This is a genomic window from Streptomyces sp. 5-10 (assembly GCF_014712245.1).
Taxonomy (GTDB): domain Bacteria; phylum Actinomycetota; class Actinomycetes; order Streptomycetales; family Streptomycetaceae; genus Streptomyces; species Streptomyces violaceusniger.
Window position 1 is genome coordinate 52,590 of the sequence record NZ_JACVYG010000016.1, and the last position, 12,442, is coordinate 65,031.

The window sequence follows — 12,442 nt, forward strand, 5'->3', positions numbered from 1 at the left end:
AGTGACGGTATTCCACGACGTAAGGATTCCTTTGACCCACTCCTCTTCCCTTCCGCAGGACCGGCAGCGCCTCGCCGAGAGCCTTCGGGCCGACGCCCTGATGGAAGAGGACGTCGCCTGGAGCCACGAGATCGACGAGGAGCGTGACGGCGACCAGTACGACCGCTCCGACCGCGCCGCGCTGCGGCGTGTGGTGGGGCTGTCCACCGAGCTCGAGGACGTCACCGAGGTCGAGTACCGGCAGCTGCGCCTGGAGCGTGTGGTGCTGGTCGGCGTATGGACCTCCGGCACCGTCCGGGACGCGGAGAACTCCCTGGCGGAGCTCGCCGCGCTCGCCGAGACCGCCGGTGCCCTGGTGCTCGACGGCGTGATCCAGCGGCGCAACAAGCCGGATCCCGCCACCTACATCGGCTCCGGCAAGGCCGAGGAACTGCGTGACATCGTGGTCGAGTCCGGCGCCGACACCGTGGTCTGCGACGGTGAGCTGAGCCCCGGACAGCTGATCCACCTCGAGGACGTCGTCAAGGTCAAGGTGGTCGACCGGACCGCCCTGATCCTCGACATCTTCGCCCAGCACGCCAAGTCCCGAGAGGGCAAGGCGCAGGTCTCGCTCGCCCAGATGCAGTACATGCTGCCGCGGCTGCGAGGCTGGGGTCAGTCGCTGTCCCGCCAGATGGGTGGCGGTGGCTCCGGATCCTCGGGCGGCGGTATGGCCACTCGTGGTCCCGGTGAGACCAAGATCGAGACGGACCGGCGCCGCATCCGCGAGAAGATGGCGAAGATGCGCCGCGAGATCGCCGAGATGAAGACCGGCCGCGACATCAAGCGGCAGGAGCGCCGGCGTCACAAGGTCCCCTCGGTCGCCATCGCCGGATACACCAACGCGGGCAAGTCCTCGCTGCTCAACCGGCTCACCGGTGCCGGTGTCCTGGTGGAGAACGCGCTGTTCGCCACCCTCGACCCGACCGTGCGCCGGGCCGAGACCCCCAGCGGGCGGCTCTACACGCTGGCGGACACCGTCGGGTTCGTCCGGCATCTGCCGCACCACCTGGTGGAGGCGTTCCGCTCCACGATGGAGGAGGTCGGCGACGCCGATCTGATCCTCCACGTGGTGGACGGCTCGCATCCGGCGCCGGAGGAGCAGCTGGCCGCCGTGCGCGAGGTGATCCGCGATGTCGGCGCGGTGGACGTGCCCGAGATCGTCGTGATCAACAAGGCGGACATGGCCGATCCGCTCGTCGTGCAGCGGCTGCTGCGCATGGAGCGGCGCGCCATGGCGGTGTCGGCCCGCAGCGGGCTGGGCATCGACGAGCTGCTCGCGGTGATCGACGAGGAGCTGCCCCGGCCCCAGGTCGAGATCGAGGTGCTGCTGCCGTACACCCACGGCAAGCTCGTCGCGCGCACCCACGCCGAGGGCGAGGTGCTCTCCGAGGAGCACACCCCCGAGGGCACGCTGCTCAAGGCGCGCGTGCACGAGGAGCTCGCGGCGGAGCTTCGGCGCTTCATCCCGGCCGCGGCCGCCGGACAGCGCTAGGTCACACCAGCCGCACCGCGTCGGCCACGACACCTACACGACGAGGGCCCGCCCCCGGAAATCCGGGGGCGGGCCCTCGCCATGGGATGGACGGCCGCCTGACGGCTACCGGCTCAGCCGGTCACTGGTTCGCGAACTTCTTGCTGACCGCGCTGTAGACGCCCTTCGCCTCGGGGCCCAGGTGGGGGCCCGCCAGCCAGGTCGCGTTGGACGGGCCGATCGAGGTGTTGGACACCAGCGCCGGCTTGCCGTCCGCACCGTTGGCGACCCAGCCACCGCCGGAGGAGCCCGCGGTCATGGTGCAGCCGATGCGGTACATCGTCGGCTGCTTGGCGTCCAGGGAGAGCCGGCCCGGCTTGTCCGCGCACTGGTTCATCTTCTGGCCGTCGAACGGCGGGGCGGCCGGGTAGCCGGTGGCCGTGATCTCGTCGATGGACTTCACCGCCGGGGCGTTGAAGTCGACCGGCAGCGCGCCGCCCACCGTCTCCTCGAGCGACTTGCCGCCGCTGACCTCGGGCTTCACATGCATCACCGCGAAGTCGTACGGAGCGCCCTTGCCGCCCACGGCCGCGCCGTTGTCGATCCACTGCGAGGAGGTCTGGGCCCAGTCGGCCCACCAGACGCCCTTGGGAGCCAGCTCCTCCTTGGTGGCGTTCTCCAGCTCCGCCTGCGACTTGCCCGCGTCGTTGTAGGAGGGCACGAACATCAGGTTCTTGTACCAGCCGCCGCCCTTGCCCGCGTGGACGCAGTGGCCCGCCGTCCACACCAGGTTGGACTTGCCGGGGTGCGCCGGGTCCTCGACCACGGTCGCGGAGCAGACCATCGAGCCCTCGGGGCCGTCGAAGAAGACCTTGCCCGCGTAGGGGACGTTGGAGCTGTACGGGCTGGCGACCTCCTTGGCCGTGACGGGCTGCGGATCGGGGTCGGTCACACCCTGGTCGTCCGCGATGTCGCTGTCGTCCACCGGCTTGTCGGGCTCCTGCGCGTCGCGCATCCGGTCCGGCTTCCACAGGCCCTTGATGATCGGGTTGATGAAGTCACCGGCCTCGCGCAGCCAGTCGTCCTTGTCCCACTTGTTCCAGGCACCGTTCTTCCACTGGTCCAGATCGATGCCGAGGTTCTTCAACTTGTCGTTGAGGTTGTCGGGCAGCTTGATGTCGCCCACGCCCTGCTGCTCCGACGACGCGGTCGGCTTGGCGTCGGTGTTGTCGTCCGAGGAGCCGCACGCGGTGGCGGTGAGCGCCAGAACCGAGGCTATGGCGGCCACGGCCAGTGCGGGTCGGCGGCGGTTGGATGGCATGGGCGGGACTCCCCCTGAGGTTCTGAGCTGCTCTACGGCCTGTGTGGAATTGTCATGCACCGCCCCGGCAATGGGGTGGTATCCCACTATGCCGGTGCCGCCTACGACGGCTGCGAGCGGGTCCTTGGTTCCCGGCCGCAAGGATCTTCGCCCAGCCCGTGATCCAGAGCGCCACGCGTCGTTGGTACGTACGGGGGACAGCCGGAGGGTGTTCAGCAGCAGGAGGACCGAGACGCGTGGCCGTGACCCAGCTCCCGCCGATGGCCCTGGCCGCCGTCTCCGACGACGGCGGCGCCGCCCAGGGCATTCTGCGGCGCCAGGCGCTGCGTGAGTCCGCCGCCCGCACCTATGCCCGGGCGCTGCCCATGGTTCCGGTGCGCGCCCGGGGGATGACGGTCGAAGGGGCCGACGGCCGCCGCTACCTCGACTGTCTCTCCGGGGCCGGGGCGCTGGCCCTGGGGCACAACCACCCTGTGGTGCTGGACGCGATCCGGGCCGTCCTGGACGCGGAGGCGCCGCTGCAGGTCCTGGACCTGGCCACCCCGGTCAAGGACGCCTTCACCGACGAGCTGTTCGCCACCCTGCCGCCCGGACTCGCCGCCCACGCGCGGGTGCAGTTCTGCGGACCGGCGGGCACGGACGCGGTCGAGGCCGCGCTCAAGCTGGTGCGGACCGCCACCGGGCGCGACGGCCTGCTCGCCTTCTCCGGGGCCTACCACGGCATGACGGCCGGAGCCCTGGCCGCCTCCGGCGGCGCCCCGTCGTCCGGGGTGACCCGGCTGCCCTTTCCGTACGACTACCGCTGCCCCTTCGGGGTCGGCGGGGAGCACGGTGCCGAACTCTCCGCGCGCTGGACCGAGAAGCTGCTCGACGACCCGAAGGGCGGGGTGCCCGACCCGGCCGGGATGATCCTCGAACCGGTGCAGGGCGAGGGCGGGGTGATCCCGGCCCCGGACGGCTGGCTGCGCCGGATGCGCGACATCACCGCGGCCCGCTCCATCCCGCTCGTCGCGGACGAGGTCCAGACCGGCGTCGGACGCACCGGGGCCTTCTGGGCAGTCGACCACAGCGGGGTGGTGCCCGATGCGATGGTGCTGTCGAAGGCCATCGGCGGTGGCCTGCCGCTGGCCGTCGTGGTCTACCACGAGGACCTCGACGTCTGGCCCCGCGGAGCCCACGCGGGAACCTTCCGCGGCAACCAACTGGCCATGGCCGCGGGTGCCGCGACCCTCGCCTACGTCCGCGAGAACAACCTCGCCGAGCACGCGGCAACCGTCGGCACCCGGATGCTGGACCGGCTACGCCAATTCGCCACCGGGCGCCGGTGGATCGGAGACGTACGGGGCCGCGGTCTCATGATCGGCGTGGAGCTGGTGGACCCGGAGGGTGGGCCTACAGGGGAGGCCGGGAACGCACCGTCGACCCGGCCCGCCGCGGGCGCCGGGTATGCCGCGAGGGCTGGGTATGCCGCGGGGGCTGGGTGTGCCGCGGGGGCTGGGCCCGCAACGAACGCCGACCGGGAGGGAACCCCGGGCTGCGCATCCCCGTACCAGACATCCCCGAGCGAGGCGGTCCCCCGCGAGATGACTCGCCGCGAGGGAGCCCGGCGGGCGGGCGCTCAGGGCGAGGGTGCGGGCGGGGCGTTGGGCGGGGGAGCCCCGTACGCCGGTGCCACGCGTACGGCGGCTCCGCCCGCCGATTCCGCGCTCGCGGTGGCCGTTCAGCAGGAGTGCCTGCGGCGCGGGCTCATCGTCGAACTCGGCGGACGCCACAGCGCGGTGATCCGCCTTCTCCCTCCACTCACCATCACCGATGAGCAGGCAGAGGCCGTCCTGGACCGGCTCACCGACGCCCTGGACGCGGCGATCCGCACCGCCGGAACCCGCTCCCGTGAACTCCCTCCCACCGCTGCCCCGTTCGCCCCGCCGCTCACCGGAGACCACCGGTGACGCGTCCCGCACCGTATGACCGCATCGCCATCGCACCACCGAAGGAGGCAGGCCGGGCCCAGGACATGAACGCCGTGACGCCCGCGCCGCACCCACCATGCCGCACACTCCCGGGGGAGCCCCCTCGTCTCCCCAACCGCAGCCCGTGCCCGGCGCCCTGACCGACCCCGACGACTCCGCCCGCCCCGGCCCTCCGCCGCCCCTCCCGCACCCGCCCCACACAGCGCCTCCCCCGGCCGAGGCGGCAAGACCGCCCGCCTCGCCCACGGCGGTCTCGACGGTCGGGGAACCGTCCACCGCCACGCCGTCCACCGCCACGCCGTCCACCGCCACGCCGTCCACCGCCACGCCGTCCACCGCCACGCCGTCCACCGCCACGCCGCCCACCGCCACGCCGCCCACCGCCACGTCGGCCGCCGGAGCGCCCACCGCCACGTCGGCCGCCGGTGCGCCCACCGCCACGTCGGCCGCCGGTGCCCCTGCGGCGCCCCCAGCACCACCATCGCCCCCAGCCGCAGTGCCACATCCCCCAGCCGCGGTGCCACCGCCCGCGGCACCTGTGCCACTGCCCCCGGCGGCATCGTCCGCCACGGCGCCACTCGCCAGCGCGGCGGGTGCGGGGACGGGAGCCCCCCGGCCGCCTGCCCCGGAGCCGCCACCCGCCGCAGAGCCCTCGGTGGACGAGCCGCCGGCGCCGCGGCTGTCCGGGCAGGCGCCGCCCCTCGCCGCGACGGCCGTGCCTCGGCAGCACCGCGACAGCCAGGAAACGCCCGACGACCGCACCCGCGAGGCTGACGTCCGCGAGGTCAGCACCCGCGAAGTCGTCGCGGATCCGCTCGACGACCCCGACCCGCAGATCGCTGCCGACACCGCTGCCGTCGAGAACCTGCTGCGCTGCTGGGTGCGCGAGAGCGGCCTCGCGCGGCCCGACGGGGACACCCTGCGCATTTCCCTCGCCGCCAGCGGAACCGTCCTCCTCGTCCCCGTGCGCTATTGGTCGCCCACCGGCTGGCACCGCTTCGGGCCGCCGCTGCTGGAGCACGGCCCCCATGACGCGCCCGCTGTCGGCGCGGTCACCCTGGCGGCCCTGCTCACCCGCGAGGCGACGTACAGCGCGCGGCGGGACGACCCCGACGCGGGCGCCACCGAACTCGTCGGGCGTGTCGCGGACTCCGTACGGCGCACCGCCCTCTTCCTCACCCTCCGCCGGGCCACACCCGCCGATCCGAGCACGAGCACACCGTTCCTCAGCGCGGAACAGTCCCTCCTCTTCGGTCACCCCCTGCATCCCACGCCGAAGAGCCGCGAGGGCCTCTCCGACTCCGAATCCACCGTCTGCTCACCGGAAACGCGTGGCTCCTTCCCCCTTCACTGGATCGCGGTCGGCCGGTCCGCACTGGCCTGCGAGTCGGCCTGGACGGAGCGCGGCCGGACCGTGCCCGCCGAACGGCTCGCCCTCTCCCTGGCGGGCAGCGGCCTCCAACTGCCCACGGGAACCGTGCCCTTGCCTCTGCATCCCTGGCAGGCTCGCGAGATCCGGCACCGTCCGGAGGCCGCCGCGCTCTTCGACGCCGGCCTGCTGCACGACCTCGGGCCGTCCGGTGGGCCCTGGCACCCCACCTCCTCGGTCCGCACCGTCTACCGGCCCGGCGCTCCTGCCATGCTGAAACTCTCCCTCGGTCTGCGGATCACCAACTCCCGTCGTGAGAACCTCCGTAAGGAACTCCGCCGCGGTGTCGAGGTCCACCGACTGCTCCGCAGCGGACTGGCCGAGCAGTGGCGGGCGGCCTTTCCCGGCTTCCCGGGCTTCGACATCGTCCGGGACCCGGCCTGGCTCGCCGTCGACGGACCAGATGGCGACCCCCTGACCGGCCTCGACGTCGTCATCCGGCACAACCCGTTCGGCCCCGGCGACGACGCCGTCTGCGTCGCCGGACTCCTCGCGCCGCGCCCCTGGCCCGGACAGCCGGTGATGCGCTCCCGGCTCGCCCACCTCGTCGCCCGGCTCGCCGCCCGAACCGGCCGTTCCACCGCGGCCGTCGGTACGGAGTGGTTCCTGCGCTATCTGCACACGGTCGTACGCCCCCTGCTCTGGCTGGACGGAGNCGCTCGCACCGGCCGTTCCACCGCGGCGGCCGGCACGGAGTGGTTCCTGCGCTATCTGCACACGGTCGTACGCCCCCTGCTCTGGCTGGACGGAGAGGCCGGCATCGCGCTCGAGGCGCACCAGCAGAACACCCTGGTGCTGCTGGACCCCGACGGCTGGCCGGTCGGCGGCCGCTACCGGGACAACCAGGGCTACTACTTCCGCGCGTCCCGGCACGCCGAACTCCAGCGTCGGCTGCCCGGTATCGGCGGCCGCAGCGACACCTTCGTCTCCGACGAGGTCACCGACGAGCGGTTCGCCTACTACCTGGGTGTCAACAACGTCCTCGGACTGATCGGCGCCTTCGGATCCCAGCGACTCGTCGACGAGCGCGTCCTGCTGGCCGCGTTCCGCCGCTTTCTCGCCGAGGCCGCGTCCGGCCCCGGGAGAACCCGCTCACCGCTTCCCGCCCGGCTCCTGGAGACACCCACCCTGCGCTGCAAGGCCAATCTGCTCACCCGGCTGCACGGCCTGGACGAGCTCGTGGGACCGGTGGACACCCAGTCCGTCTATGTGACCATCCCCAACCCCCTCTCCATGTCTGTCTCGCCTTCCGGCTCCACCGCTGTCACTCCCATGGCTTGACTCCGCGACCCGCGATCACGCCCCTCGCCCCCACGTCCCTCCCGACGTGCCCAGACCCCTGAGAGGAGAGCATCGCCGTGCCGCACACCGACTCCAGTACGAGCTCCAGCACCGACGACACCATCGACATGCGGCTGCGCCAGGAAGAGGACATCGCACGACTCATCGACCTGGACTCCGCTCGACCGCAGGCCGACGACCGGCCGGATCTGCTCGACCACATCGTCGAATGGGGGCCCACCAACACCCCGTTGGGCGCCTTCCAGCTCGTTCCGGTCCGCATCGGGCGCGATCTGCGGCTCATCGCCCAATGGATGAACGACCCGTCCGTGGCCGCCTTCTGGGAGCTCGACGGTCCCGAGGAGGCCACCGCGAGCCACCTCGGGGACCAGCTGGACGGCGATGGGCGCAGCGTGCCCTGTCTGGGCGTCCTGGACGGCGTCCCGATGAGCTACTGGGAGGTGTACCGCGCCGATCTGGACCCGCTCGCGCGGTACTACCCGGCCCGCCCGCATGACACGGGTATCCACCTGCTCATCGGCCGGGTGAGCGATCGCGGCCGCGGTCTGGGGACGACCCTGCTCCGCGCGGCCGCCGACCTCGTCCTTGAGCACCGTCCGTCCTGCACCCGGGTCGTGGCCGAACCGGATCTCCGCAACACCCCCTCCGTGGCAGCCTTCCTCGGCGCCGGTTTCCGCTTCTCCGCGGAAGTCGAACTCCCCGGCAAACGCGCCGCGCTGTTGCTGCGCGACCGTGCCCTGCGACACGTCCTGTGAGCCTCCGCAACCATCCGTGCCCCCCGGTGATCCGTCTGCCTCGATGCGAGATTCCACTGTTGATACACCGCTCGCCCGGCCCCGGTTCCCACGCGGCGCGGATCCGCCCGTGCCACGAAGCGAAGATCCGCCCGGACCCCGCCCCGGCCGAAACCGTCCGTCACCGACCACACCGGCAGGAGTGATGTCGGTGCCGCCCCTTAGGCTGGCAGCCCTATGACTGAATCGTCCTCGCCGCCACTCGAAGATCTGCTGCACGCCGCCGTAACCGCCGTCGGCGGCACCGAGCGCCCTGGCCAGACCGCCATGGCCCAAGCGGTGGCGGAGGCGATCGACGACAGCTCCCACCTGCTGGTCCAGGCCGGTACCGGCACCGGGAAGTCCCTGGGCTACCTGGTGCCCGCCCTCGCCCACGGCGAGCGCGTCGTCGTCGCCACGGCGACCCTCGCCCTGCAGCGGCAGCTCGTCGAGCGCGATCTTCCCCGCACCGTGGAGGCGCTGCATCCGCTGCTGCGCCGCCGCCCCGAGTTCGCCATGCTCAAGGGCCGCTCCAACTATCTGTGCCTGCACCGGCTCCACGAGGGCGTCCCGCAGGAGGACGCCGACGAGGCCGGGCTCTTCGACCCGTTCGAGGCCGCCGCGCCCACCAGCAAGCTCGGCAAGGACCTGCTGCGGTTGCGTGACTGGTCGGACGAGACCGAGACGGGTGACCGGGACGATCTGACCCCCGGTGTCTCGGACCGCGCCTGGTCCCAGGTGTCGGTCACCTCCCGGGAGTGCCTCGGCGCGTCCAAATGCGCCTATGGCGCGGAGTGCTTCGCCGAGGCCGCCCGTGAGCGGGCCAAGCTCGCCGATGTCGTCGTCACCAATCACGCGCTGCTCGCCATCGACGCGATCGAGGGCGCCCCCGTGCTGCCCAGCCATGAGGTGCTGATCGTCGACGAGGCCCATGAGCTGGTCTCCCGGGTCACCGGCGTCGCCAGCGGAGAGCTCACCCCGGGCCAGGTCAACCGCGCCGTGCGGCGTGCCGCGAAGCTGGTCAACGAACAGGCGGCGGACGCCCTCCAGACCGCCTCCGAGGGCTTCGAGCGGCTGATGGAGCTCGCCCTGCCCGGCCGCCTCGAGAAGATCCCCGAGGACCTCGGCTATGTGCTGATGGCGCTGCGCGACGCGGCCCGTACGGTGATCTCGGCGCTCGGCGCCACGCGGGACGCCTCGGTCAAGGACGAGGACGCGGTCCGCAAGCAGGCGCTGGGCGCCGTGGAGAACATCCACCAGGTGGCCGAGCGGATCGTCGAAGCCTCCGAGTACGACGTGGTCTGGTACGAGCGGCACGACCGCTTCGGCGCCTCGCTGCGTGTCGCCCCGCTCTCGGTGTCGGGGCTGCTGCGCGAGAAGTTGTTCGAGGACCGGTCCGTCGTCCTCACCTCCGCCACGCTCAAGCTGGGCGGGGACTTCAACGGGGTGGCGGCCTCACTCGGTCTCGCCCCCGAGAGCCCGCAGGATCCGGAGGGCGGCGAGGAGACCGCGCCGCGCTGGCAGGGCCTCGACGTCGGCTCGCCCTTCGACTACTCCAAGCAGGGGATTCTCTACGTCGCCAAGCATCTCGCCCAGCCCGGTCGCGAGGGCAGCCGCGCCGATATGCTCGATGAGCTCGCCGAGCTGGTCGAGGCCGCGGGTGGTCGCACGCTCGGGCTGTTCTCGTCCATGCGCGCCGCTCAGGCGGCCGCGGAGGAGCTGCGTGGGCGTCTGGACATGCCCATCCTCCTCCAGGGCGAGGAGACGCTGGGCGAGCTGATCCGTTCCTTCGCCGCCGACGCCAGGACCTGCCTGTTCGGCACGCTGTCCCTCTGGCAGGGCGTTGATGTGCCGGGGCCGAGCTGTCAGTTGGTGGTGATGGACCGGGTGCCTTTCCCCCGTCCCGACGACCCTCTGATGAGTGCCCGCCAGAAGGCGGTGGAGGAGGCCGGGGGCAATGGCTTCATGGCCGTCGCCGCGACGCATGCCGCGCTGCTGATGGCCCAGGGCGCGGGCCGGCTGGTGCGGGCTTCGGGCGACCGGGGCATCGTCGCCGTCCTGGATCCGCGGGTCGAGCGGGCCCGCTACGGCTCGTTCCTCCGCAAGTCCATGCCGGAATTCTGGTACACCACCGACCGCAACCAGGTGCGCCGCTCGCTGGCCGCCATCGACGCGGCGGCCAAGGCCCAGGGGGCCTGAGCGGGGGGCGCGGCCGCCTCATACGACAGGCCCCGACGGTCGCCAGACACAGCAGGGCCCCGGAACCGGCGCAGTGGTCCCGGGGCCCGGTCGTGGGGCACGCTAAGGGCGCACCTCGATCCGGCGCACTCAGACGCGCCGCAGCACCGCGACCACCTTGCCCAGAATGGTGGCCTCGTCGCCGGGGATCGGCTGGTAGGCGGCGTTGTGCGGAAGCAGCCACACATGGCCGTCCTCGCGCTTGAAACGCTTCACCGTGGCCTCTCCGTCGAGCATGGCCGCGACGATGTCGCCGTTCTCCGCGACGGGCTGGCGGCGCACCGTCACCCAGTCGCCGTCGCAGATGGCGGCCTCGATCATGGAGTCGCCGACCACCTTCAGCACGAAGAGCTCACCGTCGCCGACCAGCTGGCGGGGGAGCGGGAAGACATCCTCGACCGACTCCTCGGCGAGGATCGGGCCACCGGCCGCGATCCGGCCGACCAGCGGTACATAGGAGGCGGCGGGCTTGCCGGTGGTGTCCGGGGGCTGGGTGCTGGGCTGGTCGGAGCCGCGGACCTCGTAGGCCCGGGGCCGATGGGGGTCGCGCCGCAGAAAGCCCTTCCGTTCCAGAGCCATCAGCTGATGGGCGACGGACGAGGTGCTGGAGAGGCCCACCGCCTGACCGATCTCCCGCATGGACGGCGGGTAGCCACGCCGCTGCACAGAGTCGCGAATGACCTCGATGACACGCCGCTGCCGGTCGGTCAGCCCCGAGCTGTCCGCCCGGATGCCTGGAGGTCGCCCTGGTAGCGAGCGCGCGGGCTTCTGCCCCTCCGGGGTCGTGGTGTCGTCGTTCATCGGGTGGGTCTGGTTCATCGCGTGTGTCTGTTCGAGTCGGCTCTGGGAGCGCTCCTGGGCGGTAACGGTTGCGCTCTCTGCGGTGGTGGTCACGACGGCCCCTCTCGAGATGTTCTCCCTAGTTGGACAACGGTAGTTGCTTTCGAAAGGTTGCGCCAAACACACGTTCGAGTGAAATTTCGCAGATGGACTGACGTGATCACAGGGTTAGGTGTATGGGCCGTTTGGTCCGGTCGTCGTGCGGCGGCCCCAGTCTTGCATCCCGACCCCTGTGAATCCGGGACGCACGGGGTTCGCGTAGTCTCGTGCCTGCTCCCGGCCCGTGACACGCCATCCGGCTCGGTTGAGTGCCGGACACCAGATCTAGTGGTTTGATGGATGCAAGCCACCCACAGGTTGTGGTCCCTGGTGGATCCGCCGACAGAGTTTTGGCCTATGCTTGTGGCCGCCTCGGAGGGCCTTACGGCCCGGACGGGGCTCATCAGGCATGTTCCGGCATGTTCAGTCATGCGCCGTTTTTGAGGGTGAGGGAGGGATCGGAGTCATGCACTGCCCCTTCTGCAGGCACCCCGACAGCCGTGTCGTCGACAGCCGTACCACGGATGACGGCTGCTCGATCCGCAGGCGCCGCCAGTGCCCCGACTGCTCGCGTCGCTTCACGACCGTGGAGACCGCGTCACTCATGGTGATCAAGCGGAGCGGGGTCACCGAGCCCTTCAGCCGCGACAAGGTCATCTCCGGGGTGCGCAAGGCGTGCCAGGGCCGTCCGGTCACCGAGGACGCCCTCGCCAAGCTCGGTCAGCAGGTGGAGGAGGCGGTCCGGGCCACCGGCAGCGCCGAGCTGTCCACCCATGACGTCGGGCTCGCCATACTCGGCCCGCTCCAGAAGCTCGACCTCGTCGCCTACCTCCGCTTCGCCTCCGTCTACCGCGCCTTCGATTCCCTCGAGGACTTCGAGGCCGCCGTGGCGGAGCTGCGTGACCAGCAACGGCCTCCCGCGCACGATCGCGGGCCCGGCGCCGAAGGGGCCGCGGAGGCCCCCGCGCCGGCCATCGCCGCCGACTGACCGGCGGCCCACACACCCGCCCGGGGCGC

General features: G+C 71.8%; 8 protein-coding genes. 6 read left to right on the top strand and 2 right to left on the bottom strand.

The features are described from left to right. Positions 1–31: 31 nt before the first annotated feature. Positions 32–1,534, top strand: coding sequence for a GTPase HflX (gene hflX, locus IEJ02_RS19700; protein ID WP_191066082.1), 1,503 nt, complete (start codon positions 32–34; stop codon positions 1,532–1,534). Between the two features lie 121 nt (positions 1,535–1,655). On the opposite strand, the gene IEJ02_RS19705 is transcribed toward hflX, so the two are convergent. Next, the gene (locus tag IEJ02_RS19705; protein WP_191066083.1) at positions 1,656–2,834 is read right to left on the bottom strand and encodes a trypsin-like serine peptidase; all 1,179 of its coding nucleotides are present in this window, start codon (positions 2,832–2,834) and stop codon (positions 1,656–1,658) included. A gap of 260 nt (positions 2,835–3,094) precedes the next feature. On the opposite strand from IEJ02_RS19705, the gene IEJ02_RS19710 reads away from it, so the two are divergent. The 4 genes from IEJ02_RS19710 (at position 3,095) to IEJ02_RS19725 (ending at position 10,507) form a co-directional block, all read left to right on the top strand. Further along, on the top strand, positions 3,095–4,783 hold the full coding sequence (locus IEJ02_RS19710; protein ID WP_191066153.1) for a diaminobutyrate--2-oxoglutarate transaminase family protein: 1,689 nt from the start codon (positions 3,095–3,097) through the stop codon (positions 4,781–4,783). 676 nt (positions 4,784–5,459) lie between these two features. After that, entirely contained in the window at positions 5,460–7,514 is a 2,055-nt protein-coding gene (locus IEJ02_RS19715) for an IucA/IucC family protein (protein WP_191066084.1), read from the top strand. A 77-nt stretch (positions 7,515–7,591) separates the two neighbouring features. After that, on the top strand, positions 7,592–8,290 hold the full coding sequence (locus IEJ02_RS19720; protein WP_191066085.1) for a GNAT family N-acetyltransferase: 699 nt from the start codon (positions 7,592–7,594) through the stop codon (positions 8,288–8,290). A gap of 216 nt (positions 8,291–8,506) precedes the next feature. Further along, positions 8,507–10,507, top strand: a complete 2,001-nt coding sequence (locus IEJ02_RS19725) for an ATP-dependent DNA helicase (protein WP_191066086.1) — start codon at positions 8,507–8,509, stop codon at positions 10,505–10,507. A gap of 129 nt (positions 10,508–10,636) precedes the next feature. Here IEJ02_RS19725 and lexA read toward each other — a convergent pair whose 3' ends face one another. Beyond that, positions 10,637–11,440 (bottom strand): transcriptional repressor LexA, encoded by an 804-nt coding sequence (gene lexA / locus IEJ02_RS19730; RefSeq protein WP_191066087.1) that lies wholly within the window; start codon positions 11,438–11,440, stop codon positions 10,637–10,639. Positions 11,441–11,891: 451 nt separating this feature from the next. Between lexA and nrdR the strand changes: the two genes are divergently transcribed. Further along, entirely contained in the window at positions 11,892–12,413 is a 522-nt protein-coding gene (gene nrdR, locus IEJ02_RS19735) for a transcriptional regulator NrdR (protein ID WP_020867993.1), read from the top strand. Positions 12,414–12,442 lie beyond the last annotated feature (29 nt).